The organism is Streptococcus sp. ZY171113 (assembly GCF_057748235.1).
Genome location: NZ_CM173243.1, coordinates 1474986 through 1499382 on the forward strand (window position 1 = coordinate 1474986; position 24397 = coordinate 1499382).

Below are 24397 nucleotides of genomic sequence, written 5' to 3' on the forward strand. Positions count from 1 at the left end.
ATCCAACCGCCACCTCCGTTTATTTTTATGGTATAATGGTTCTAGTATTTTTTATTGAGGAAAGAAACATGTCAAACACCTACTACAACGCCATTAACTGGAATGCTATTGAAGATGCGGTGGACAAGTCCACCTGGGAAAAACTGACCGAGCAGTTCTGGCTCGATACCCGTATCCCACTGTCAAATGACCTGGACGACTGGCGTCGCCTGTCAGACACGGAAAAAGACCTGGTTGGTAAGGTCTTTGGTGGCCTGACCCTGCTGGACACGGTCCAGTCAGAGAGCGGTATGGCCCAGCTCAAGAAAGATGTCCGCACCCCGCACGAGGAAGCGGTCCTCAACAACATTGAGTTTATGGAATCCGTTCACGCCAAGTCCTACTCGTCTATCTTTTCAACCCTCAACACCAAGAGCGAAATCGAGGAGATTTTCGACTGGACTAACTCCAACGACTACCTCCAGAAGAAAGCTGAGATTATCAACGAGATTTACCTCAACGGCACGCCTTTGCAAAAGAAAGTGGCCAGCGTTTTTCTGGAAACCTTCCTCTTCTACTCAGGTTTCTTTACCCCGCTCTACTACCTGGGCAACAACAAACTGCCTAACGTGGCGGAAATCATCAAGTTGATCATCCGTGACGAGTCGGTCCACGGGACCTACATCGGCTACAAGTTCCAACTGGGCTTTAACGAGCTGTCAGACGAGGAACAAGCAGAGCTCAAAGACTGGATGTACGACCTCCTCTACACCCTCTACGAGAACGAGGAAAACTACACCCGCTACCTCTACGACGGTGTGGGCTGGACCGAGGAAGTGCTGACCTTCATCCGCTACAACGCCAACAAGGCCCTCATGAACCTGGGTCAAGACCCGCTCTTCCCAGACACGGCCAACGACGTTAACCCCATCGTCATGAACGGCATCTCGACCGGCACCAGCAACCACGACTTCTTCTCCCAGGTCGGCAACGGCTACCTGCTGGGAACCGTGGAGCCCATGCAGGACGATGACTACACCATCGGCTTATAAGAAAACAGTGAGTTTCGGCTCACTGTTTTTGCTTGTTTTTTTGGTGAAATAGCTGAGCTGATTTGCTCGTTCTCACAGCTTATCCGACTTGAAAAGAGTGGGCCCAAGCCCACCCTTTTCTTCTGTCTTTGTAAACCAACTGTTCAGCTGGGCTATTGCCCCCAAAAAGAGGGCATCCAGAGCTGACCACCAGCCTAGCGGTAGAAGCGCCGCACCATCTTGAGGTTGCGGATCATGATGTAGAGGTGGATGACGGCTAGAACAATGATGGCCAGGACCTGATTGGTCTGGGTCAGCAGGCCTACCGCCAGCACAAGCAGGTAAAGGATCGGCAGGATGACACCAGAGAGTTTAAGGACGATATCAAAGGCCATCTTGTAGTTGGCTTCCAGTTCCGCCTCATCCTGCTGGAGAACGTTGTTTTCCAGCTCCTTGAGGGTGGGAATCAGAGGCACTTGGGTCCCACGCAGGCGGTTATAGAGCTTGAGCAGGTACATTTGCAAACCAGCAAAGACCAGCAAACCGACAAAGGCGTAACCTGAAAAAACAAGTTCAAAAGCGTCTTCTGCTAGCAGGATCTTGTAGTTGAGGGCCAGGAGGGCGATTCCCAGAACCGAACCAACGCCAGTCGCCACCATGGCATAGCCGTGCTGGCGGTTGACTGAGCGGTAAAGGTCATCGCTGACCTCGTCATCCGCCTCAGCCTCAAAGGCCTTGAGGGTTCTGACAAGGCGATAAATCAGATAAGCACTCGCAAGAAGGGCCAGCAAGAGACCGACATTTCCCAGCAGGTTTAAGTTGTCCACCACCACCTGCTCGCTAATCTTAACAGGCTGTTCAAACAGGCCTAGATAGCCTGATAGGAAACCAAGTGGGGCACCAATTAAGGCTACGATGCCTAATTGCTTCAACCAACGTTTTAAGTTACTGTTCTTTGTCATGTCTGTTCTCCTTTTTCTCTTTCTCCATTGTTGTTGCAAAAGCAGTGCAGTAGAGGATGATAGGGAATATCTCCAGTTCAATGGCTACTGGTAACTTGCCCAGATCTCCCAAAATCACCAGCAAGAGGCCTAAGATAGCTGGTGTCAGCAACAAGCCTCCCACATAAGCTTTGGTCTGGTAAGCCTTGACCAACCAGCTGGGTTTCAGGTAGAGGAGGCCAATCAGGCCATAAAACAACCAGCTGAGCTGCCAGCCTTGCTGACCTGTCAGAAACAGAGACAGACCAAGCAGGAAGGCTGCCAAAATCAGGAAGATGATGCCAAGGGTACGGTAGAGGTCTTTTTGAGAGTTAGTCATGCGGGGACTCCTTTTTGATGTCTGATAAACTATCCATCAGGTTGATGGTATAGAAGATAAAGATGGTCCAGTCCAAATCAACTGGAAAAGGCAACTTGTCCGCTCCAAGCAGCAGAACCAGAATTCCCAAACAGGCTGGCAGGGTGTTTATCAGTTCGAACCAGGGCTTGTCTTGAATCAGCTTGACCAGCCAGGCTGGTCGCAGCCAAATCAGGCCCCAATGTAGGGGCAAGAGAGCCCCCAGAGGAAATTCTGGCTGGCCAGTCGACAATCTAATTACCAGCTGCAAGAGGCTTGCCCCGATTAAGGCCAGTCCCAAAACCCGCCAGATGGTCCATTTTTGCTGTGTTGATGTCGTGTTTGTCATGAGTTAGTCTCCTTCTTCTACGAGCGAAAAAACATTGTCCACGGGTTCCTTGAAAATCCTGGCAATCTTGAGGGCGATAAGGACGGAGGGCAGGTACTCGCCCCGTTCAATCAGGCTGACCGTCTGACGGGAGACCTGGGCCAGCTTGGCCAATTCGGTCTGGTTGAGGCCGTCCCTGGCCCGCAGTTCTTTTAATCGATTTTTAACAATTTCCATAGCAAAACCTCCTATTTAACGAGGAAGAGCAAGGCCAGAGTAGCCACTAAATTATTGAGCAGGTGGAGGGCGATGGCCAGCTCCAAGCGACGGCTAATGCGGTAAACGAGAGCCAGCACCAAGCCCATTCCCCCATAAATGACCCAACTACCCATATCAGTCGGTACATGAATCAGGGCGAAAATCAAGGTGCTAAGGCCCAGGCCCCAGAGCGATTCTCGCTTGAAGAGGCCGCTCATGATTAGACCACGCATGACCACTTCCTCCACAATCGGGGCAACGATGAGCAAAAAGGTTACCATCATCTGAGGCGGTAGGTTGGCATCCATGATGGCCTGCTGGTTGCCTGGGATAAGGCTACCCCCGTTTTGCAAGACCATAATAAGAATGCCAAGTAAATTAAAGATTCGAATAAGGAGGAAACCGCCGAGGACAAAGAGCAGGTGCTGCCACCAGGCCCACTTGGCCTTGCTGTCAAAGAGGCCAACCATCTTGGCCAAGTAGAGGGTTCCCAAGGCGAGGACAAGCCCCAGGCCTGCCAAGAGCCAGCTGTTCCAAACCCCAAACAGTTGGGCTAAGAGGAGTTGCAGCCCCATCAAGAGGACTGCTAGCAGGCCTGCCTGCCATTTTTTAAGTGAAAACATCATGTTAAACCTCCTAAACTAATTCCACCGACTTGATGTCGTCCAAGCGGACAATCTTGGTCAGGACCTGCCCCTTCTTGTCCGTCCGCTGGATTTTGACCCAGTCTTCATCGACGGCCAGGACCATCCAAGCCTCCTGTGTGCTAACCCAATCATCCATCTCCAACTTGACCGACTGGTTGACTAACTCCTTAAAAATTGCTGACATCTGATTTGCTCCCTTTCCTTGTTTGTCTAACTTCTTCACCTGACGGCTCAACTTATCTACCTTATCCCCATAGTAGAGGCAAAGCATGAAGGCCATAACTCCAAAAAATGCCATCACTTACTCCTTTTCTTCTTTTAGGGCTAATAGCAGAGCTGGTAGACTGACCAGCCCTCCCAACCAGGGGAGAAGGCTGACAAGAGCTGCTGCACCATCTCCCAAACCGATTGCGACCCCAACCAGAAAACCAACTATGGCTGCACTCCCAATGATTAGAGCTGCCAGATTTTTAGACACTTGTTTATTCATTTGTTTGTCCTCCACATCAGTTTTTCTTAGACCCTGATTGCCTCCGCCACAAGAGCCAGATGATGGCCAAGAAGAGAGCTACCCTCAGCAGGTCCTGTGAGATGGCATAGAGGATAATCCCCAGAGCCGTTCCAACCAAAAATAGTTTAAGGTGCTTTGTCATCTTACTTCTCCTTTTTTCTTGCCTGTAAACTGGTTTCCAAACCAGCCAAACCACACACCAAGAGCGTGACGGTGCTCGCATCCAAGGACTGCCAGCCCAGCATGTCCTGGATAAGCACCCAAATCAAGCACAGACAGGTCAAAATCTGCACCACCCGAGCCACTGTCCTTCCAGTAATCACTAGGTCTTTTTTAACTTGTTTTTCCATCTGAGAACCTCCTATTTTGTCATCGTTTTCCTTAACTGACTTCATTGTAACACATCATTTTATTTTTGACAAGTATCATTGTCAAATTTTTTATGATTTTTGTCAAAAAAAGTATTTTCCTTGTCATTGAGAATAAGGTGGCCAGCTCTGCCATTTCCCGAAACAACAAAAAAACCGCTGGGGCAAGCCAAGCGGTTAAGGGGTGAGTTGATTAGCGTTCCACCAAGAGGGCGGTGCCCATGCCGCCCCCGATGCAGAGGGTGGCCAGACCTTTTTTGGCGTCACGCTTGGCCATCTCGTGGAGGAGGGTGACCAGGATGCGGGCACCAGAGGCCCCGATGGGGTGACCCAAGGCGATGGCTCCACCGTTGACATTGACCAAGTCTGGGTTGAAGCCCAACTCCTGGTTGACGGCACAGGCCTGGGCGGCGAAGGCTTCGTTGGCCTCGACCAGGTCCAGGTCAGCCACGGTCCAGCCAGCCTTAGCCAGGACCTTTTGGCTGGCGTAAATCGGCCCGCAACCCATGATTTCTGGATCCAAGCCAGCGTCCGCATAGGCGGTGACCGTCGCCAAGGGGATCAAGCCCAGCTGGTCCGCCCGCTCCTTGCTCATGAGCAAGACGGCCGCCGCCCCGTCGTTGATACCTGAGGCGTTGCCTGCCGTCACGCTGCCCCCTTTTTGGAAGGCCGGCCGGAGTTTGGCCAAAGCCTCCAGCGAGCTCTTGGCTCGTGGGTATTCGTCTTTGGCAAATAGCAGAGCTTCTCCCCGTTTTTGAGGGATGGACACCGGCACGATTTCCTCATCAAAGCGGCCTGCTGCCTGAGCAACGGCAGCCTTTTCCTGAGAAGCCAGGGCAAAGGCGTCTTGAACCTCTCGGCTGATGCCATACTGGTCAGCCACCTTTTCAGCCGTTAGGCCCATGTGGTAGTCACCAAAAGCATCGGTCAGGCCATCCTTGAGTAGGGTGTCCACTAGCTGGCCTGAGCCCAAACGGCTGCCCCACCGCTGGTCAGGTAAAAGATAAGGGGCCTGGCTCATGTTTTCCGTGCCACCAGCCACCACTACCTCGGCATCGCCCAGACGGATGGCTTGAACAGCCAGCTGAATAGCCTTGAGGCCTGAACCGCAGACCTTGTTAACAGTAAAGGCAGGTGTGGACTGGGGTAAGCCAGCGGTGATAGCTACCTGACGGGCCACATTTTGCCCCAGGCCAGCTCCCAAAACGTTGCCCATGATGACTTCATCAACTTGGTCAGGAACCAAGCCAACTCGGTCCAAAAGGGCCTCAACAACCGTCGCTCCCAGAGCCACCGCTGACACATCTTTCAAGCTGCCACCAAAGGCCCCAATGGGCGTTCGGACAGCAGACACAATCACAACTTCTTTCATTTTTTCGTTTCTATTCTCGTTTCTGGTAATGATTGACCAAGCGACCGTGGAGCAGGTAATCGACCTGTCTCAGGTCCGCAATGGTCTTGCAATTGAGGGCACACATGATCAACCTCAACTCCTCTTTCCAACCCTCAACCATGCTGACGGCCTCATCAAGAGTGTGATGTTCCACCAGTTCTAAGACCGTTCGGGACAGGCCGACAGCCTTGGCTCCCAGAACCAGGGCCTTGACCATGTCCAGGGGGTGGCGAACGCCACCCGAAGCCAAAATCTCCACCTCGTCTGTCAGGTCTTGGAGATTGAGCAGGGTTTGGACGGTTGATTGGCCCCAGTCGTCCAGGTAGGAGCGATCCCCCCCCCGCTGGTTCTCGATGTAGGCAAAACTGGTCCCGCCTCGTCCTGAAATATCCACCGTCTTAATCCCCAGCTCCTTGGCCCGCAGAACGGTTTTTCTGTCCATGCCAAAACCGACCTCCTTGAGGACCACGGGAAGAGGCATCTTCTGGCCGTAATCAGCTAGGTTGCTCGGCCATTTAGCAAAAGACCGCTCGCCCTCGGGCATGAGCAACTCCTGCATGAGGTTGACGTGGACCTGCAAAAAGAGGGGCTGGACCGCCTCAACCGCCTGCAAGCCCAGCTCATAGGGCTTGTCGATACCGATGTTGGTGGCCAATAGCAGAGCAGGGTGGCTGGTTTTGGTCGGAAAACTATCGTCAGCAGGGTTCTTGAGGGCCGCACTGTAAGAGCCGGTCACCAAGAGCAGGCCACAGCGCTGTGCCAGCTCAGCCAGCTTGAGGTTGATGGCCTTGGCCCGCTCACTCCCACCCGTCATGGCATTGATGTAAAAGGGAAAGTCCCAGCGGTAACCCGCAAAATGGGTGCTTAGGTCAATGTCCGCTAAATCATGATCTGGCAAGGAGCAGTGAATCAGCTCCAGGTCGTCAAAACTATTGTAGGGCGACTGGTAGGCTAGGGCGTGGGTGATGTGATCATCTTTGCGGTTAGACATGGGGTACCTCAATCCAATAACGTTTGGTCTGCGACTGGTCGTCAGGGTCAATATAGGTGTTCTCGTAGCGGCCACCGTTGGCCAAAATGGTTTTTTCAGACCCAAGATTGGTGACATCACAGGTCAGCAAGGCTTGCTGAATACCTAAGCGACCAGCCTCAAGCAAGGCCAGTCGCAACTGCTCCTTGGCATAACCTTTTCGTCGCTCGCTAGGACAGATGGAATAGCCAATATGACCAGCACTATTGACCAAAAAGCCCTGGTCAAGCCAGTGCCTGATGTTACAAATGCCAACCATCTTCTGATCCGCCTCACGAATGCAGAGAAAGGTGGACGAGGGCACTCGCCCTTCTTCAACACCTTCTGGGCTGGTAATGGCAGCCACATAGGCCAGCCAGTCTTCCAAGTCAGCCATGTTTTCTAAGCGAGCACCGCCATAGAGGTGCTGACCTGCTTGGGCAAATTCCGCCTTGTAGGCGGCCACCTGATCCAAATAAGCCCTAGACGGCACAACTAATTTCAAGTCACTCATGACAGGCTCTCCTTATAAATCACAGTCAATCCAGCCGCTTCCCAACGGTCAATCAAGTTCTGGGTCTGGTCAGGGTCAAAACACATGGCAATGCCGCAGTCACCGCCACCTGCCCCGCTGGACTTGGCCACCGCAGGCAGACCCTGACTGGCCGCCACCAAGGCCGCTAGTTCTGGGGTCAGAATAGCTGGGTGGAGGTCAGTCAAATGCTGACCCAAGACTTGCAAACTAGTCATGAGCTGAACTTGATTGCCAGTCTCCAAGGCCTGATAGGCCAGCTCCACACCAGCCTGGCTGGCTCTCAAGAACTCTTCTGTGATACTGGACTTGACCTGCTTGACCAAATCGTTGGAAATGGCAGGCTGACCTGTCCAGCCCACTAAAAAGTCAAAGGACAGAGCTGGTTTAACGGGTTTAATGACATAGCCCCAGTCCAACTCTAGCACGTCTGCCAAGGGGCGACTGGCCAGCCAATCAGCCACCTGCTGACGGTCAAAGGACTGGTAGTAAACCAAGTCCTCATAGACAATACAGGCCACGTCTCCCATGGACCCCAGATCACCCCGTTTGAGAAGGACACAGGAAGCCAAACGGAAGAGCTGGTCAGCTGACAGGTCAAGCTCATAGAGCTCTGCCATTGCCCGCAGGGCCAAAACCACCACCGACCCCGAGGAGCCCAGGCCCAGTTTACGGCCGTCCCGCTCCAACTTGCCGGTGATGGTCAGGGCGAAGGGCGATAGGGGCCGACCCAGGTAGTCGCCAAAAAGGGCGACCGTCTCCTGAATCAAGCCGTAGTTGGCGTCGGGCGTCAGGTCAACGGCGTAGTCAAACAGATCCGACTGGAGGCAAAAGGCCTCCGCCCAAGCCGCCGTCGCCCTCATGTAGAGGGGGATGTCCTTAATCAGGGCAGGCTGGCCAGGGATCAAAACGGCATACTCGCCCGCCAGGTAGAGCTTGCCACAGGTTTTTACCTCAATCACTTACAACTCCTTGGTTCGGGACACGATGACCCGGTAGTCCTCGGCCAAAATCTCGGCCAGGGCCTCCAGGTCCTCCTCACGGCAGAGGACCTTGACGTTTGGTCCAGCGTCCATGGTGAAATAGCAGAGCCACCCAGCCTGCCGCAGTTCTAGGACCCGCTCCATGGCCACATAAGAGCTCTCGGTCAGGTAGGAAAAGGCAGGGCTGGCTGTCCGAGTAGTGGCATGCATGGCCAGGGCGTTCCGCTCGGTCAATTGACCCACCTTTTCAAAATCATTGACCTTGAGATAGGCCAGCATGTCCACATAATCCTGCTCCGATTGACTGACCCAGTCTGCCCAGTTGGTCGAGGTCTCCACACAACGTTTCATTCCCTCACGGCTGGACACGGGTTTCTTCTGGTCGTTTAGAACCAGCATGATCATGCCCAGCTTGAGGTCAGTTTGCACTCGGAAAATCTCTCCCGTGTCCTTGTCCCAGGCCGACAGAGGGCCAAAGAAAGAGCGAGCTGATGACCCCGAGGCAAACTTGGCCAGCTGGGCCAGCTCCGATTGGGCCAGACCTGTTCCAAAGAACTCATTACAAGCCTTGACCAGGGCAGACAGACCAGACGAACTGGACGACAGACCAGCTGCCGTCGGCATGTTGTTGCTGGTGTCAATCCGCACAAAAATTTCCTGGTCCTTGCGGAAAAGGTCCAAAACCTTGCTCATTTTGACCTGCTCGGCCTCATCCTGCAGAACCCCATCAATGTAAAACTGGTCGCTCTCCGCCACCGACAGGGTGGTCTCCGTGAACATGTCCTCCAGGGTCAGGGAGATGCTGCTGGTCGCTGGTTTCATGGTCGCTGCGTCGCTCTTCCCCCAGTACTTGACGATGGCGATATTGGCGTAGGACCGCACGCTTACAGGTTCTCTATCCATGTGTTCACTGCTCCTTCTTCTCTTAGCCTTTGGGCAATGGCTTGCGCTCGGCCATAACTATCGGTCAGGGCGATGATGCAGCCTCCCAGACCGCCACCGCTCATCTTGGCCCCAAAGGCACCAGATTTCAGGGCCTCATCAACCAGATGGTCAGCCTCCTGGCAGGAAACCCCCAACTGGCTGAGCAAGCCATGGGCCTTTGTCATGAGGCCCCCCAACTGGGACAGGTCCCCTGCTGGTAAGGCCTGCAAAAACTGCTCTGCCAGGGCTCCCAAATCAGACAGGATGTCCACCTGCCCCTGCTCTCTTACTTGGTCAACCGCCTGGCTGGTATTGCCATAGACCCCTGTATCCGCAATGATCAAATGGGCGGACAGGTTAACTGGGCAGGCTGAAAAGCCCTGCCCCCGCTGGTAACAGATGGGGCTGTCGCTCAGGCAGGTTTTGGCATCCAAACCCGATGGGTTGCCGTGGGCAACTTTTTCGGCCTGGTTGACCAGGTCTTCTAGGACCTGCTCCGTCAGGTCACGGCCATAGTAGTCAAAAACAGCTCGAATGACTGCAATGGCCACGGCTGCTGACGAGCCCATGCCCCGTTGCTCAGGAATGGCTGAGCTGACCTCATAGCTGATAGCCTGCTCTGCCATGCCCAAAAAAGCCAAGGCCACCTCAACCGCTCGGTCAATGGGATCAAGCGGGTCCAAGGCCAGCTGCTCTGGGGCCGCTGTGACATGAGCCACCGCCTCCACCCGAGGCAGGGGGACCGCCAGAGCTGGGTAGCCGTAGACCACCGCATGCTCCCCCATCAAAATAATCTTACTGTGGGCCAAGCCCACACCAACCGTTTTTTTCATCCCTTCTATTTTAGTATAAATCAGAAAAAAATGCGACTGGAAAGTCGTTTTCAGAAAAAAGTCCGCCTTGGGACCGAGAAGCATCGGTCATCACGTCACCCTGACCATTAAATCAGGCGCTTTTCAAAAAACTCAAGCACACAAAAACCAGCCCGAAAGCTGGTCTTGTCTCACATGACAATCACATTAAAATGATGACCATCCAAATCCGTAAAGGCAGCCCCATAGAAACCGTGGGCAGCTGTCGCTGCCTTGGTGACCTGCCCGCCGGCAGCCACTACTCGGGCTACCAGCTGGTCAACCTCTTCCCTAGTGCTGACGTTGAGGGAAATCATCACTTCTCGTCCCTCAGTCGCTAGGGCAAACGGCATGCGTTGGGCAAAGGTCTCCGTGTCAAACAAGACAATGGTCCCTCCCTCTGGCAGGTTGAGGGCCTTAATGTCACCGTGCGTCGCCACCTGAAAACCGATGGCCTGATAAAAGGCCTCTGCCTTATCCAAGTCTGCTACTGCCATATTAAACCAAAATGATTTCATCATCGTCTCTTTTCTATTACTACAAAGGAGGCCGGACAATGATCCAGCCTCCACATTTCCTTGTTACAACTTAAGCTGGTGATACCACGTTGAGGGTCTCACCAAGTTCCGCTAAACGAGCTGCCCATTCTTCATGGGTCAATCCATGCTGCTCCACATAGCGGTTGCGGGCATGAGCACGGCATTCTGCTGAACAGCCACGAACATACTTATGTTCGTTCTCTTCAGACGTCAACAAGTGACGGTTACAGAATGGGTTAGCACAATTAACATAACGTTCACATGGCGTGCCATCGAACCAGTCCTTACCAACAACAGTTGGGTTCACATGGTTGACGTCAACAGCAATCCGCTCGTCAAAAACGTACATCTTGCCGTCCCAAAGCTCGCCACGCACCTCTGGGTCCTTACCGTAAGTGGCGATACCACCATGAAGCTGGCCAACATCCTTGTAGCCCTCACGCACCATCCAACCTGAGAACTTCTCGCAACGCACGCCGCCGGTACAGTAAACCACCACACGCTTGTCCATGAACTTCTCTTTGTTGTCCCGCACCCATTGCGGCAACTCACGGAAGTTACGGATGTCCGGGCGAATGGCTCCGCGGAAATGACCGAGGTCGTATTCGTAGTCATTACGGGTATCCAAAACAACGGTGTCCTCATCCAGCAGAGCTTCTTTGAACTCCTTCGGTGTCAAGTAAGCACCCGTTGTCTCCAATGGGTTGATGTCATTATCAAAATCGTTGTCTTCCAGACCCAGGTGAACAATTTCCTTCTTGTAACGCACAAACATTTTCTTGAAGGCCTGTTCTTCTTCCAGGTCAATCTTGAACCAGAGGTCAGCAAAACGCTCATCGCTGTGAACCCAGTCCATGTACTTCTGAGTGGTCTCAAAGTCACCTGAAACGGTACCGTTGATGCCCTCTTCAGAAATCAAAATCCGACCCTTGAGCCCGATTGATTTACAGAAATCCAAGTGAACCTGCGTGTATTCTTTGGCATTTTCAATTGGAACATACTTATAGTAGAGTAAAACTCTGATGTCCTTTGACATAGCTGTCTCCTTATCTTTGCATGAGATAATTTAGGGTAATCGCCTTGAGGCAATTAGTTACAGTCTAGCATAAACTTCACAAAAAATCAAGTGTGATTTTCCACACAACCCCTTGACTTGTAAGGGCTTTTATGACAAAATAAAACTAGAAAAAGATAAAAGAAATGAGGCTTTCACATGATTATTGGTGTTCCAAAAGAAATCAAAACCAACGAAAACCGGGTCGGGGCTACCCCTGCTGGTATTTTGGCCCTAACCCAGGCTGGCCATACAGTTCTGGTCGAAAGTGGTGCTGGATTGGGCTCAGGCTTCAGCGACCAGGAATACGCCGACCAAGGAGCAGTTATCAAAACCTCTGCTGCTGAAGTCTGGGCAGCCGACATGGTCCTCAAGGTCAAGGAACCCTTGGAAAGTGAGTACACCTACTTCCGTCCAGGTCTCCTTCTCTTCACCTACCTCCACCTGGCCCCTGCACCTGAACTGACCCAGGCTCTCCTGGACGGTGGCGTGACCGCCATCGCCTATGAGACCGTGGTTAAGGACGGCCAACTGCCCCTGCTCAATCCCATGAGTGAAGTGGCTGGTCGCATGGCGGTTCAGATGGGTGCCTATTTCCAGACCAAACTTCAGGGTGGCTCAGGCATCCTTCTGGGCGGGGTTCCTGGGGTTAAAAAAGGCAAGGTGGTCATCATCGGTGGCGGGGTGGTTGGAACCAACGCAGCCCAAATGGCCCTAGGCCTGGGAGCTGATGTGACCATCCTAGACGTTTCCGCCAAGCGTTTGGCTGAACTAGACGTCCTCTTTGACAAACGGATTCAGACCCTCATGTCCAACCCCCTCAACATTGCAGATAGCGTCAAGGACGCCGACCTCTTGATCGGTGCAGTCCTAATTCCAGGTGCCAGAGCTCCTAAACTAGTGACCAAGGCCATGATTGCCAGCATGAAAAAAGGCTCTGTGGTTATTGACGTTGCTGTTGACCAGGGCGGTATCATCGAGACAGCTGATACCATCACCACCCACGAGCAGCCAACCTACGCCGTTGACGGTGTCCTCCACTACGCCGTGGCCAACATGCCTGGTGCTGTTCCCCGCACTTCAACCATCGCCCTGACTAACGTGACCCTTCCTTACGCCTTGGAATTGGCTAACAAGGGAGCTGAAGAAGCCATTCGAGACAACTCTGGCCTCCTGACTGGCCTCAACACCTATCAAGGTCAAGTCACCAACCAGGCCGTGGCCCAATCCCTTAACCTGCCTTATACCCCCTTCCAACCATAAAAAAACGAAGCAAAATGGCTCAAAACTAAAACAGAGGCTCACAAGGTGAATCTCTGTTTTTTGGTCTCGAACTTGATTAGTCTTTTCGACCCAACCAAGTCACTTGATCAGGAACTGGGTCCTCGCCTCCCTCGTTAAAGGGGTGGCAACGGCAAATCCGTGTCGTTCCCAGCCAAAGCCCCTTGAGGCCATGTTTTTCAATGGCCTCAATCATGTAAGTCGAACAGGTCGGCCGGAAACGACAAGAGGGCGGAAAAAGGGACGAGATAAAGCGTTGGTAAAACCGTATGGGGGCAATTAAGACCTGTCTCATTTGATTTTATTGACAGCTGCATTGTGGAGCTGGCTGATTTCTTTCTTGTTGAGGCGACGGGCTTCACCCGGCTTGAGCCCTGTCAAATCCAGAGTACCAAAGCGGGTGCGTGACAGTTTGTCCACCAAGAGACCGACGCTTTCAAACATCTTCTTAACCTGGTGGTTACGGCCTTCATGAATAATCAATTCGACCACCGAACGGTCTTTTTCCTTGTCCACCTTGATGATGGTGTAGCGGGCAGGCTTGGTTTTCTTGCCGTCGATAACCACTCCCTTGGTCAGCGGCCGCAGGTTTTCCTTGGTTGCAATGCCCTTGACCCGTGCCAGATAGACCTTGTCAATCTCGTTCCGAGGGTGAATCATCTTATCGGTGAAATCCCCATCGTTGGTCAAAATCAAAAGACCTGACGTGTCCCAGTCCAGACGGCCAACAGGGTAAATCCGTTCCTTGACCATGGGCAAAAGGTCAACGACCGTCTTTCTGCCCTTGTCGTCTGACACGCTGGAAATGACCCCACGCGGCTTGTTGAGCAGGTAGTAAACCTTCTCTTCGTTGTAAATCGGTGTGCCTTCCACTTCCACCTTGTCACCGTTTTTGATGGTGGTGGCCAGCTCCGTCACCACTTGGCCGTTGACAGTCACTAGACCCTGTTTAATCAGCTCCTCAGCCTTGCGGCGGCTGGCCAGCCCAGCATGGGCGATGTATTTGTTAATTCTCATTGTCGTTTCTTTCTGCACTTTCTTCTTCTAAGAGGTCACCTGAACCAAACAAGGCAACCTCCTCGTCTGCGATGACCAAACTGGACACGTCTGGCAGCTCAGCCAAATCATTGATACCCATAAAATCCAAAAAATAGGCCGTGGTCGCATAGAGGTTAGGCCGGCCAATAACCTCCTTTTTGCCCGCCTCCGCAATCAAGCCAAAGGCCAGGAGTTTGGCGATGGCTCCGCTGGAGTTAACACCACGGATGTCGTCCACCTCAATCCGAGTGATGGGCTGCTTGTAGGCGATGATGGCCAAAGTTTCCAGACTGGCTCGAGACAGGCTCTGGTTGGTCGGGGTCTTAGCGTAGGCCTTGAGCAGGTCCGCATGCTCAGCCTTGGTCACCAGACGGTAGGCCTTACCCGTCTCCAAGAGACAGAAGGCACACTCCCTGTCAGCCTCGTACTTGCCCTTTAGCTTTTCCAGCTGTTGGGAAATGGCTGACGCTGACAAATCCAAAACCTCAGCCAACTGCCGCAGGGTCAACCCCTCTTCCCCCGCTACAAAGAGCAGGGCTTCTAGTTTTGCAAGGTAGCTCATCTTAGTTCCTTTCTACTCCACTGGCGGTCAACCAGACCTCCCCAAAAACCTCTTTCTGCTCCACCCAAACGGCCTTGATTTTAATCAATTCCAAAACCGCCAGAAAGAGGGTAATCAGTTCAGACAGGGACTGGCTGCCCTCGAAGACCTGAGTTAGGGTCAGGCGGGGCTGGCCTTCCAACTGCTGGGAAATCCGAGCCATCATGTCCTCAATCTTGAAATTCTCCTTGGCTATGGTAGTATGGCTATTGCGAACCTGGGCCTGCTTGGCTGCCATGACCTTAGAGAAGGCCAGATAGAGGTCGATGGTGGTCTTGTCATGATTGAGGGTCATGTCCTCCGCTACCAATTCTTCCTTGGCCTTGGAGAAATAGAGGGCCCGCTCCTCGTGTTGCTGGGCCAATTCCTGACTGGCCTGCTTGTAGAGCTTGTACTCCTCCAACTGTTGCAGCAGGTGGAGCTCAGGGTCCTCCTCAACAGGCGTGTCCTCGACCAGCTTGGGCAGCAGCCTTCGGCTCTTAATCAGCATGAGCTGGCTGGCCATGACCATGTAGTCTCCCGCCAACTCTAACCGCAAAGCCGTCAGGGTGGCCACATAGGCCAGGTATTGCTCGATAACCTCGACCAACGGCACCTCGTAGATGTCCATCTGGTACTTGGACACCAAGTGGAGCAGCAAGTCCAGCGGCCCCTCAAAATCTTTTAACTTAATGTCCATGTGTCCTGTACTTCTCCAAACTTGTCGGGCTCTTGAGTCCCAGATTTTTGGCCAAGGTGCTGACGCTGACACCAGCAGCCAGCTGGGCCAGGATGTGTTGCTCTCGTAACTTTTGAGCCGTCATCTCTGACAAGTTCAAGCTGGTCAGGTAGGTCGACAGGGTCCGAAACAACCATTGGCGGGAAAAGGGCTGGCCTTTCTTATCAAAGAGATAGACCTGAGCCAGCTGATTAGCCAGGTAGGGCAAGAGGCGGTCAGGCAAGTTCAAGACCCTCATCAAGTCGCCTTTTCTTACCGTCAAGACCTGAAAGTCCAGCTGCAGGTCCTCAACCCTGATGGCCAAGAGCTCGCTAGGGGTCAGACCCAGGCTCCAAATCAGAAGCGCCGCCAGCTGGCCCTGATGGTGGACCGTCTCCTGCCAAAGCAGGTCCCAGTCCCCCAAAGCAACCTCATTTCGAGACTTGGCTGGAGTTTGACCAGCTTGCAGACGGTAAAAATCAGCCACCGCCCCCTGCTGATAAAGGTAATAGAGGAATTGATTGACTGCTGACACTTTGCGGTTGCGGGCAGTTGGTTTCAAGTCCAGTAGAAAAGTTTCGTAAACCTGGAGTTTGGTCTGGTTGATCTGGTTATCCACTCGGTTGATAAATTGCTCCAGGTCATAAGCATAAGCCGCTCTGCTATTGGCCGACAAGCGCTTGGTGGCTAAAAAGTCCCCAACCCTAGCCCTCATCAGCGACCTCCGCCCCCAGGGTCAACCCCTTAGACTTGGGCACCAAGTCATAGTCGTCCGCAAAATCATGAAGCAGGCTATTGATGGCCTTTAGAATAGCCTTACGGGTAATAATGCCAGTAAACTCGCCACTTGGTGCCACCACAGGCAGAAAGGAGGCATCAACGAGTTTGTGCATAATCTCAGTCAAATCAGCCGTCAGACCAATCGTGGCAAGGTCCTTGTTGACCATGTAACCAATATCCAAATCAGCCAGGGACTCCAGGGGCAATTCCTGTTCAGCCTGATAGCGAACAATGTCCGACACGCTGATGGTCCCAACGTATTTTCTGTCCTTGGTGATGACAGGAACCCTGGAAAACCCATTGTTGGCCAAGAGCAGCATGACATGGTCTGTGTTATGGGTGTCTACAAAAATCGCCACATCACTGGCTGGGGTCAAATAAGTCGCCCAGTGCTTTTTGAGAAAGACCTCAAATTCTTTTGCAATCATCGTGAAAATTCCTTCGATAAACTTGGGTAAAGCTGGTGGGTCAGGTCATAAAAATGAACCGCAATAGTAGTATCTGACACCTCAATCACCGCATAAAGTTTCTCCTGAACAGGCCCACGAGGCTGGAGAACCGAACCTGGGTTGACAAAGACCGTCTTGCCCTCCTGCCAGGCCGCCGCCGCATGGAGGTGGCCGTAGAGGCAGATATGGGCTTCTGCTTCCTCAGCCAAATAAACCAAGCGATTCCAGCCAAAGTTAATGCCCTGCAAATGGCCGTGAACCTGCAAAATCCGCAAGCCCGGTAAATCGGTCACCAGCTGATCAGGAAAACCACCATCGTAGTCGCAGTTGCCCAAAACCGCCTGCACCCCGACCCAAATGGGGTCGCTGGCCGGCAGTTCCGAATCGCCATTGTGGAAAATGGCATCCACCTGACCCGCATAGTGGGCCAAAATCGCCTCAACCACCCCACGGTCGCCGTGGGAATCACTCATTACAAGGAGCCGTTTGCTTGCCATGCTGGGAAAACCTCCATGAGTTTTTTGACCGCCAGGCCCCTGTGGGACTGGGCATTTTTTTCTTCGGGCAATAGCTGAGCAGAGGTCTTGTCCCCTTCTCCGACTAAGAAGAGCTTGTCATAGCCAAACCCGTTATCGCCCTTTTCTTCAAAAGCAATGTAACCAGGCCAGTCTGCCTCAACCACCAGGCTCTCCCGACCAGGGGCAGCCACCACCAGGGTACAGTGGAACTGGGCTGAGCGATTTTCCTTGTCAAAAACCGTTGCCAGCTCATGGAGGAGCTTGGCCCGGTTGCTGGCATCCGTTGCCTCCGGTCCAGAAAAACGAGCTGACCAGACCCCTGGCAGACCGCCAAGGATGTCAACTTTTAGGCCAGAATCATCTGACAGGACCATCTTGCCCGTCAGCTCCGCAATGGTTTCCGCCTTGAGGCGGGCATTTTCTTCAAAGGTGGTGCCAGTTTCTTCAACGTCAGGCAGGTCAGGGTAGTCGTTGAGGTTTTCAACAGCTATGCCCAACTTGGCAAAGAGCTTGCGGAATTCCTTGGTCTTGCCCTCGTTCTTGGTTGCAATCAAAATGGTATCTCCAAAACCACCAGCCTGACCAAAGAAATCAGCTGTCTTGACCCCACCCTCTGGCAGGTGAACAAAGATCAGCTGGTCTCCTTCGGTCACCATGACCGCACCCGCATGCTGCTTGACCACCAGCTCACGACCCGTCTCTGCCACAATCATGTCAGCGACAAAGCGAATCAGCTGGAAAATGTCCGTCAGCTTGACGATTGTAATCGCGTAACTATTGGGATGAAAGTTGTCCTCCCCCACCTGCACATAGGGATTGTGAAGTTGTCGGAGCAAGAGAGACAGGTTATGCGTAAACTCGTCATTACGATCACCTAGACCGCTGATAAAGCCATGTCCCCCCCACTCACCGATAAACCAGTTGCGGTCGTCCTTATACTCATAAATCTTTTTTGTCATGCCTTATTCCTTCTTTCTGCTGTCGTCTCATTGCTTACTGGCCTAAAGCCTTACCTGTTCCACCGTCATGTCAATTCCTGGTAGCCAATCAGCTGCGATAGCTGAAAAGCTACTTGCACCACCCGTCGTATAGAAACGGTGGGGACCTGTCGGCTGCGTTGGGTCATGGTTAATGCCAAAGTAGTTGAGCAAGACGGAGATGTCCCGCACGCTCTCTGCTCCGCTATCCACCAAAGCCACCGACGGCCCCATGACGTTCTGGATGATGGGCCTAAGGAGCGGGTAATGGGTACAACCCAGAATCAGGGTGTCCACTTGGCCCACCAGGGGCGCCAGGCTCTCATAAACCACCTTCTTGGCCAGGCTGGTCGTCATCTGGTTGGACTCCACCAAAGGCACAAAGTGGGGGCAGGCCAGGCTCTCCACCTGGGTCTGCGGCGAGAGGCTGGTGATTTTTTCCTTATAAATATCAGATTGGACGGTCATGGGGGTCCCAATCAGGCCAATCTTGCCTGATTTTGAGGCCTTGATGGCCGCGCTGGCCCCTGGCATGATGACCCCGATAACGGGAATGTCCAGTTTCTTCTTGATGTCCTCCCAGACCACGGCAGTCGCCGTGTTGCAGGCTAGGACTATCATTTTCACGTTTTTGGTCAAGAGAAAATTGACCAAGTCCCAGGTGTAGGCCGCAATCTGCTCAGCAGGCCGAGGGCCATAAGGGGCCCTGGCCGAGTCGCCGATGTAAACCACTTCCTCGTGGGGGAGCTGCCGCATGAGCTCACGCACCACGGTCAAGCCGCCCACGCCTGAATCTAAAAATCCAATCGGTCTATTATCCATGTTTTCCTTCTAATCGTCAAAAAAATCACGCCAACGGCGTGATTGTTGACAAGTTGGCAATCACTGCCCACTCCTATTTTTTCTTGGCCTTGGCACGGGCTTCTTTTTGCTGTTTCTGCATTTGACGCACCACGGCTTGAACCTTAGCTTCACTTGGTTTTTGACCCATTTGGCTCATCATGGTGCGGATAATGTCCGCATTAAAGGGCGGGTTTTCTTCCAAGTATTTTTCCATTTGCTTGCGGGCAATCAGGGCACCACCAAAGAGGCCACCAAGACCTGCCAGGGTAATCAATAGCATCGCTACCCAAATATTCATGTCACGAACTCCTTTTATTTTCTTATCGTTACTATTATAGCAGAAAATCCCCCCACTGGCAAAGGGAAAAGCCGTCTCCTGCCTCTAGGGCTTGGGGGCAATGGCAGAGCTGGTTAGACCGCTCTTGCTCTGGGAAAACTAGTTTGTCCTGCTCTGCTATGTCCCTAACGCAACTCACTCATCATCCAACCCCATAACCGTGGCCAGGTAGTCCTCTGGGGTTTCCGCCCGACGAATCAAGCGAGCGGTGCCGTCCTCCTGGTAGAGGATTTCCGCTGAGCGGAGCTTGGCATTGTACTGGTAGCCCATAGAGAAACCGTGGGCTCCGGTGTCGTGGATAAAGAGGGTGTCGCCAATCTCCGCCACAGGCAGGTCCCGTTGAACCGCCAGCTTGTCGTTGTTCTCGCAGAGGCCACCGACCACATCAACGGTTTCCGTCGGCGTCCCTTCTGGACGGGTCATGTTGGTCACATGGTGGTAGGAGCCATACATGGCTGGGCGGAGCAGGTTAACGCTGGAGGCATCCACGCCCACATACTTGCGGTAGGTGGTCTTGCGGTGGGTAACCGTGGTCACCAGGCCACCGTGTGGAGCCAGCATAAAGCGGCCCAGCTCGGTGAAAATCTTAACTTCACCCAAACCAGCTGGGGTCAGGACTTCTTCATAAACCTTGCGGACCCCCTCACCGATGATGGCGATGTCATTCGGAGTTTGCTCAGGCTTGTAGTCCACTCCGATACCACCAGACAGGTTGATAAAGTCCAGACTAATCCCTGTCTTGTCCTTAATCTCAACGGCCAATTCAAAGAGCTGTTTGGCCAATTCTGGGTAGTAGTCGTTAGTCACCGTGTTTGAAGCCAAAAAGGCATGGAGACCGAAGGTCTTGACACCAGCTGCTTGCAGGTCTTGGTAACCTTGCAGGAGCTGGTCCTTGGTCATGCCAAACTTGGAATCCTCTGGATTGTCCATGATGTCAGTCCCCAAGGCAAAGACACCGCCTGGGTTGTACCGCAGGGACATGGTCTCAGGCAGGGTCATTTGGCTGCTGACAAAGGCGATGTCCTCGTAGGCGTCCAGGTTGATAATCCCACCAATCTGATCGGCATATTGGTAGTCACTAATTGGCGTGTTGTTGGACGAGAACATGATGTCGGTAAAGCCCAGCTTATGGCTCATGAGCAGCTCAACACCTGTTGCACAGTCCACCCCACAGTTCTCCTCTTGCAAGATTTTCAAGATGGCTGGGGTTGGGGTGGCCTTAACAGCAAAGTATTCCTTAAAGCCCTTGTTCCAAGCAAAGGCCGCATTGACTGCACGAGCTTTTTCCCGAATACCCTTTTCATCATACAAATGAAAGGGGGTCGGAAACTGGTCGGTGATGATTTTCAAGTTTTCTGATGTAATAAATGGTCTTTTCATAGAAACTCCTTCGAATATGCTACCTGCTATTATACCATATTGGGACTAGAAACTCAGCCCTTTCAGACCAGGTTGTGGAAAATCAAGTCCGTTTCCGCCGCCATAAGTAACATCAAAAGAGGAATAAACTCTAATCCTAATCTTGAAAACAATGATACCTTTCCCCTCTATCTATCTTTAACTAGATAACATCCTTTTGTAACACTATAAAAGATAACCAACAAACAAAGAACGATAAGGCTAGGTTGCCAAAAACCTACTATATCTACTGCACTTTGTCCAAAAAGTTGACCGATAAAGTATACTAAAATTAAAATAATGGCATTGAAAACGACAGAGACTAATAAGATTAACACGGAATGTATGATTGCTTCTGCAACACGTATTTTAAAAAGTTGTAATCTTGACACGCCCAGTGTTTGTAACAGTCTAATGTCTTCACTATCTTTGTTGGAAGATAAAATGGTAAGAGAAATCGAATTAGTAATAATCAGAATTATAGGAGCAGACAGATAAGCAATGAAGGAGGCTCTTGCTTCATGGACACTGTTTGCTGTATTCATGAAGGTATACATATTTTGGGTATAAAGTATAAACCCTGAAATGAGCGTTATCCCCATAGCCATTGACGCCTGTATACTTTTTAAATAGCTCGGATTGTATAACAAATGCCAAAACCCCGTATTGATGACATAATTTTTAGTTGGGAATAGCTTCATTGACAATTTCATTAAACCAATCTGGAATGACGGAGATATGGACTGAATGATAAAGAGATGGACAATTAATAAAAATAAAATGAGACTAGACTGTGTTACAATTGTTTCTCTATTTTGGGTAAAACCTGCTGAAACAACAGAGCCGACACACAGTAACCATAGGAGTAAACGGATAGAGAAGCTAACAAACCTAGCCGCCTTAATTCTTCTTGTTCTATGATTTTGTTTTGAATTGGATTCTTTTTTTAGTAGTCGGCTAGAATAAAAATAAGCCCCTAAGCCAACAATCGTTGGTACTATAAAAATACTCAACAAAACAGTTGGAATATTGGCTGTAATCACCAAATCAGGTAACTCATCTCTTCCTAATAACTGTTGTAAAAATTTGTAGTAGCTATCTGTCGCAGCGAATGAAAGTATTGTTCCAATAATACTAACAATCAGGGCCATTAAATAAAACTGACCAGCGATAAGTATAGATAATTGAGATTTACTTGCTCCTAAAATTGTCCATAATTGATAATCCTTTTTAAAGATATCTATTAGCAGTCTTATATTATTTGAAATAAGGAAAAATAGAGTCGTCCCTCCAAAGACAATGAGCATCTGAAATAGTTGAGAAGCGTTTATATTGGCGGTTTTTAAGGCACTAGCAATACCAAATAAGGAGGTCCCAACAATCAGGCTAGAGACAAATAAGAGTGGTATTGTGCCTAACCATTGCCTTTTGGTGTATTGAAATTGGTAAATGATTAATTTTAGCATAAACAGTTCTCCTCAAATTAATCTTTACTGGTTTCAAGTGCTTGGTAGAGCTCAGCTGCGGATGGTTTCATCAGTTGTTGAGAAATCTTTCCATCTTTTAAAATGAGTGCTCTGTCAGTTTTTGAAGCCAACTCAATATCGTGAGTAACCATAAACACACATTTCCCCTGACTGGCTAACTGACGAAGAGAATCAAAAATCAGTTTTCTTGAGACACTATCCAAGGCTCCTGTTGGCTCATCAGCGAAAATAATCTTGCTATCTGCTAATATGGCACGAGAAATAGCCACTTTTTGCTGTTCTCCACCTGATAAGGTAGACACTAATGACGAGAGGTCTGCTTTAAAATTTAGACCATCCAACAAGGCTTTGACGTGATGGCTATCAACAGTCTTTCCTGAAAGTCTCAGAGGTAGGGTAACATTTTCCAGCACGGGTAAAGCTGGCACCAGATTGTATTGTTGAAAAATAATGGCAACATCTTGACGTCTAAATTTAGCAAGTTTGCCATCTTTCAAGGCATATGGATTCACACCATTGATAACAACCTCGCCACTTGTTGGTTCAGATAAACTTGATAAACAGTTTAACAAGGTTGACTTACCAGAACCGCTGACACCAAGGATCGAGACAAACTCCCCATAGTTTACAGATAAAGAAACATCTTTCAATATAGAAACAGTCTTATCTTTACCTAGCAAAAATTCCTTTGAGAGATTTGTGACTTTAACAGCTGCATCTCTAGCCATAATTCTTTCTCCTTTTTTTATGAATTATCAAACCATCAATTGGTCATGAACATGTAAATTGAAAATTTTTCTTATTCTCAGTATCTGTAACTCCTTTTCACGATTTCCGTCGCCAAGCCCCATAAAGTAAAAGGGTCAACCGCAGGGTTCTCCAGCATAGCAAGCAGGTCACAAAGGCAACAAGGAGCAGCATCCAAAGTGGGACGGGAGCCAAATCTGGTTTTGGGAAAAGCAACTCTCTGACCATAAACCCAGTCAGAAAGACAAACAAGGCACTAAAAGCTAAATAAATGGTATAAGCAAGCCCAACAATCAGCCATCGCACCCAATGCCACTTGGACCGATTCTTTTTTGGCCCTGTGGTTAAAATATGCTCTGACCCTACCAACAAACCATCAAATAAGAGTTCAAAAAAGAATTCAAGCATAGTCTTCCCCTTTCTTCAAGATTAGTATAACCTTTTTCTTAGCAAAAACAAAGCCAAAACCTAGCTTCAAAGAAAAATCAGTCCTAAGGATGAGTTACAGCCTCCCAAGAGAACAGGTCCAGCAAAAAACCATCGAAAAAGGTGATAAGCATTAAAACAAGCCATACAAACTGCGAGGGCGAACTATAAGCGTGAAAAATAGTCTCGATAACTGCGAGGGCGAACGATAAGCGTGAAAATAAGTCTCGCTATCTGCGAGGGCGAACTATAATCATGAAAATAAGTCTCGATAACTGCGAGGGCGAACGATAAGCGTGAAAAATAGTCTCGATAACTGCGAGGACGAACTATAAGCGTGAAAAATAGTCTCGCTAACTGCGGGGGCGAACGATAAGCGTGAAAATAAGTCTCGCTAACTACGAGGACGAACTATAAGCGTGAAAATAAGTCTCGCTAACTGCGGGGGCGAACGATAAGCGTGAAAAATAGTCTCGATAACTGCGAGGGCGAACGATAAGCGTGAAAATAAGTCTCGCTAACTGCGAGGACGAACTATAAGCGTGAAAAATAGTCTCGATAACTGCGGGGGCGAACGATAAGCGTGAAAAATAGTCTCGATAACTGCGAGGGCGAACGATAAGCGTGAAAATAAGTCTCGCTAACTGCGAGGACGAATTATAATCGTGAAAAATAGTCTCGCTAACCGCGAGAGCGAACGATAACTGTTAAAACAAGTCACGCAAATGACTGGAACAGCTGACAACTGGCACCGTGTTATCCCTGTAAAAAACTACAACTTTATGGTATCATTCAAAGTGTTAAATACTTGACGCTAGCATGTGTGAGTTTAATCGGATGATTAAGGAAGTGTTCCTATGAGTTCAAAAGAGAAAAAATTTATTCTGAACTATTTTATTTTTAATATTATTTACTTTGTTTTTTTATACCTAGTTCCACCATTTCCGCCATTTTATGAAGATGACGCTATCAAAATATTCATCGTTGGTACTATCTTAGTCTTATTCTTTCTGACAGGAATTCAAAGCATCATTTTTTGTTTGTTCCAGTTGCCTAAAAAGTTAGAGAAAAAT

General features: G+C 50.6%; 32 protein-coding genes. 2 read left to right on the forward strand and 30 right to left on the reverse strand.

Features of this window, described 5'->3' with window-relative positions:
• The first annotated feature begins 68 nt into the window (after nucleotides 1-68).
• The gene (gene nrdF / locus AC3ARB_RS06975; RefSeq protein WP_488319857.1) at nucleotides 69-1031 is read left to right on the forward strand and encodes a class 1b ribonucleoside-diphosphate reductase subunit beta; all 963 of its coding nucleotides are present in this window, start codon (nucleotides 69-71) and stop codon (nucleotides 1029-1031) included.
• Between the two features lie 194 nt (nucleotides 1032-1225).
• Here the strand turns inward: nrdF and AC3ARB_RS06980 are convergent, their stop codons facing one another.
• The 17 genes from AC3ARB_RS06980 to trhO form a co-directional block, all read right to left on the reverse strand.
• Complete coding sequence (locus AC3ARB_RS06980; protein WP_488319858.1) at nucleotides 1226-1972, reverse strand: DUF3169 family protein; 747 nt, start codon at nucleotides 1970-1972, stop codon at nucleotides 1226-1228.
• Nucleotides 1956-2330, reverse strand: a complete 375-nt coding sequence (locus AC3ARB_RS06985; protein ID WP_488319859.1) for a hypothetical protein — start codon at nucleotides 2328-2330, stop codon at nucleotides 1956-1958. Before AC3ARB_RS06985 ends, AC3ARB_RS06980 begins: the two co-directional genes overlap by 17 nt.
• A complete protein-coding gene (locus tag AC3ARB_RS06990; protein WP_488319860.1) occupies nucleotides 2323-2697 on the reverse strand; it encodes a hypothetical protein in 375 nt (124 codons plus the stop codon). Before AC3ARB_RS06990 ends, AC3ARB_RS06985 begins: the two co-directional genes overlap by 8 nt.
• Nucleotides 2698-2700: 3 nt before the next feature.
• A complete protein-coding gene (locus AC3ARB_RS06995) occupies nucleotides 2701-2913 on the reverse strand; it encodes a helix-turn-helix transcriptional regulator (protein ID WP_488319861.1) in 213 nt (70 codons plus the stop codon).
• A gap of 11 nt (nucleotides 2914-2924) precedes the next feature.
• On the reverse strand, nucleotides 2925-3560 hold the full coding sequence (locus AC3ARB_RS07000; protein WP_488319862.1) for a CPBP family intramembrane glutamic endopeptidase: 636 nt from the start codon (nucleotides 3558-3560) through the stop codon (nucleotides 2925-2927).
• A 10-nt stretch (nucleotides 3561-3570) separates the two neighbouring features.
• Nucleotides 3571-3879, reverse strand: a complete 309-nt coding sequence (locus AC3ARB_RS07005; protein ID WP_488319863.1) for a hypothetical protein — start codon at nucleotides 3877-3879, stop codon at nucleotides 3571-3573.
• A gap of 3 nt (nucleotides 3880-3882) precedes the next feature.
• Entirely contained in the window at nucleotides 3883-4071 is a 189-nt protein-coding gene (locus AC3ARB_RS07010) for a hypothetical protein (RefSeq protein ID WP_488319864.1), read from the reverse strand.
• Nucleotides 4072-4087: 16 nt separating this feature from the next.
• Nucleotides 4088-4234: a hypothetical protein gene (locus AC3ARB_RS07015; RefSeq protein ID WP_488319865.1), complete on the reverse strand. Its 147-nt coding sequence runs from the start codon at nucleotides 4232-4234 to the stop codon at nucleotides 4088-4090.
• Nucleotide 4235: 1 nt separating this feature from the next.
• The gene (locus tag AC3ARB_RS07020) at nucleotides 4236-4442 is read right to left on the reverse strand and encodes a hypothetical protein (protein WP_488319866.1); all 207 of its coding nucleotides are present in this window, start codon (nucleotides 4440-4442) and stop codon (nucleotides 4236-4238) included.
• Between the two features lie 211 nt (nucleotides 4443-4653).
• A complete protein-coding gene (locus AC3ARB_RS07025) occupies nucleotides 4654-5832 on the reverse strand; it encodes an acetyl-CoA C-acetyltransferase (protein ID WP_488319867.1) in 1179 nt (392 codons plus the stop codon).
• Nucleotides 5833-5842: 10 nt separating this feature from the next.
• On the reverse strand, nucleotides 5843-6844 hold the full coding sequence (gene fni / locus AC3ARB_RS07030) for a type 2 isopentenyl-diphosphate Delta-isomerase (protein WP_488319868.1): 1002 nt from the start codon (nucleotides 6842-6844) through the stop codon (nucleotides 5843-5845).
• A complete protein-coding gene (locus tag AC3ARB_RS07035) occupies nucleotides 6837-7376 on the reverse strand; it encodes a GNAT family N-acetyltransferase (protein WP_488319869.1) in 540 nt (179 codons plus the stop codon). The genes fni and AC3ARB_RS07035 overlap by 8 nt, the downstream gene beginning before the upstream one ends.
• Nucleotides 7373-8356, reverse strand: a complete 984-nt coding sequence (locus AC3ARB_RS07040) for a phosphomevalonate kinase (RefSeq protein WP_488319870.1) — start codon at nucleotides 8354-8356, stop codon at nucleotides 7373-7375. The genes AC3ARB_RS07035 and AC3ARB_RS07040 overlap by 4 nt, the downstream gene beginning before the upstream one ends.
• Entirely contained in the window at nucleotides 8357-9280 is a 924-nt protein-coding gene (mvaD, locus tag AC3ARB_RS07045; RefSeq protein WP_488319871.1) for a diphosphomevalonate decarboxylase, read from the reverse strand.
• Nucleotides 9262-10134: a mevalonate kinase gene (gene mvk / locus AC3ARB_RS07050; RefSeq protein ID WP_488319872.1), complete on the reverse strand. Its 873-nt coding sequence runs from the start codon at nucleotides 10132-10134 to the stop codon at nucleotides 9262-9264. Before mvk ends, mvaD begins: the two co-directional genes overlap by 19 nt.
• A 170-nt stretch (nucleotides 10135-10304) precedes the next feature.
• Nucleotides 10305-10670: a VOC family protein gene (locus AC3ARB_RS07055; RefSeq protein ID WP_488319873.1), complete on the reverse strand. Its 366-nt coding sequence runs from the start codon at nucleotides 10668-10670 to the stop codon at nucleotides 10305-10307.
• Nucleotides 10671-10740: 70 nt separating this feature from the next.
• Nucleotides 10741-11727 (reverse strand): oxygen-dependent tRNA uridine(34) hydroxylase TrhO, encoded by a 987-nt coding sequence (trhO, locus tag AC3ARB_RS07060; RefSeq protein ID WP_488319874.1) that lies wholly within the window; start codon nucleotides 11725-11727, stop codon nucleotides 10741-10743.
• Nucleotides 11728-11904: 177 nt separating this feature from the next.
• On the opposite strand from trhO, the gene ald reads away from it, so the two are divergent.
• Nucleotides 11905-13008 (forward strand): alanine dehydrogenase, encoded by a 1104-nt coding sequence (gene ald / locus AC3ARB_RS07065; protein WP_488319875.1) that lies wholly within the window; start codon nucleotides 11905-11907, stop codon nucleotides 13006-13008.
• Between the two features lie 76 nt (nucleotides 13009-13084).
• Here the strand turns inward: ald and yidD are convergent, their stop codons facing one another.
• The 13 genes from yidD to AC3ARB_RS07130 all read right to left on the reverse strand — a co-directional run bounded on the left by yidD (nucleotide 13085) and on the right by AC3ARB_RS07130 (nucleotide 22879).
• The gene (yidD, locus tag AC3ARB_RS07070) at nucleotides 13085-13321 is read right to left on the reverse strand and encodes a membrane protein insertion efficiency factor YidD (protein WP_488319876.1); all 237 of its coding nucleotides are present in this window, start codon (nucleotides 13319-13321) and stop codon (nucleotides 13085-13087) included.
• Nucleotides 13318-14043: a pseudouridine synthase gene (locus AC3ARB_RS07075; RefSeq protein ID WP_488319877.1), complete on the reverse strand. Its 726-nt coding sequence runs from the start codon at nucleotides 14041-14043 to the stop codon at nucleotides 13318-13320. Before AC3ARB_RS07075 ends, yidD begins: the two co-directional genes overlap by 4 nt.
• A complete protein-coding gene (scpB, locus tag AC3ARB_RS07080; RefSeq protein WP_488319878.1) occupies nucleotides 14033-14626 on the reverse strand; it encodes an SMC-Scp complex subunit ScpB in 594 nt (197 codons plus the stop codon). The genes AC3ARB_RS07075 and scpB overlap by 11 nt, the downstream gene beginning before the upstream one ends.
• A gap of 1 nt (nucleotide 14627) precedes the next feature.
• Nucleotides 14628-15344 (reverse strand): segregation/condensation protein A, encoded by a 717-nt coding sequence (locus AC3ARB_RS07085; RefSeq protein ID WP_488319879.1) that lies wholly within the window; start codon nucleotides 15342-15344, stop codon nucleotides 14628-14630.
• A complete protein-coding gene (gene xerD, locus AC3ARB_RS07090) occupies nucleotides 15334-16077 on the reverse strand; it encodes a site-specific tyrosine recombinase XerD (protein WP_488319880.1) in 744 nt (247 codons plus the stop codon). Before xerD ends, AC3ARB_RS07085 begins: the two co-directional genes overlap by 11 nt.
• Complete coding sequence (gene cbpB / locus AC3ARB_RS07095; RefSeq protein WP_488319881.1) at nucleotides 16067-16570, reverse strand: cyclic-di-AMP-binding protein CbpB; 504 nt, start codon at nucleotides 16568-16570, stop codon at nucleotides 16067-16069. The genes xerD and cbpB overlap by 11 nt, the downstream gene beginning before the upstream one ends.
• Nucleotides 16567-17088 carry a metallophosphoesterase gene (locus tag AC3ARB_RS07100; protein WP_488319882.1) on the reverse strand — a complete coding sequence of 174 codons (522 nt, stop codon included), beginning with the start codon at nucleotides 17086-17088 and terminating at the stop codon, nucleotides 16567-16569. Before AC3ARB_RS07100 ends, cbpB begins: the two co-directional genes overlap by 4 nt.
• Nucleotides 17064-18068, reverse strand: a complete 1005-nt coding sequence (locus AC3ARB_RS07105) for a nucleoside-triphosphate diphosphatase (protein ID WP_488319883.1) — start codon at nucleotides 18066-18068, stop codon at nucleotides 17064-17066. Before AC3ARB_RS07105 ends, AC3ARB_RS07100 begins: the two co-directional genes overlap by 25 nt.
• A 42-nt stretch (nucleotides 18069-18110) precedes the next feature.
• Nucleotides 18111-18908 carry a glutamate racemase gene (gene racE, locus AC3ARB_RS07110; protein WP_488319884.1) on the reverse strand — a complete coding sequence of 266 codons (798 nt, stop codon included), beginning with the start codon at nucleotides 18906-18908 and terminating at the stop codon, nucleotides 18111-18113.
• Nucleotides 18909-18981: 73 nt separating this feature from the next.
• Nucleotides 18982-19227: a YneF family protein gene (locus AC3ARB_RS07115; RefSeq protein ID WP_488319885.1), complete on the reverse strand. Its 246-nt coding sequence runs from the start codon at nucleotides 19225-19227 to the stop codon at nucleotides 18982-18984.
• Between the two features lie 174 nt (nucleotides 19228-19401).
• Nucleotides 19402-20646: a diaminopimelate decarboxylase gene (locus AC3ARB_RS07120; protein ID WP_488319886.1), complete on the reverse strand. Its 1245-nt coding sequence runs from the start codon at nucleotides 20644-20646 to the stop codon at nucleotides 19402-19404.
• Between the two features lie 167 nt (nucleotides 20647-20813).
• Complete coding sequence (locus AC3ARB_RS07125) at nucleotides 20814-22130, reverse strand: beta-carotene 15,15'-monooxygenase (protein ID WP_488319887.1); 1317 nt, start codon at nucleotides 22128-22130, stop codon at nucleotides 20814-20816.
• Nucleotides 22131-22147: 17 nt separating this feature from the next.
• Entirely contained in the window at nucleotides 22148-22879 is a 732-nt protein-coding gene (locus tag AC3ARB_RS07130) for an ABC transporter ATP-binding protein (protein WP_488319888.1), read from the reverse strand.
• Nucleotides 22880-24397: the final 1518 nt, after the last annotated feature.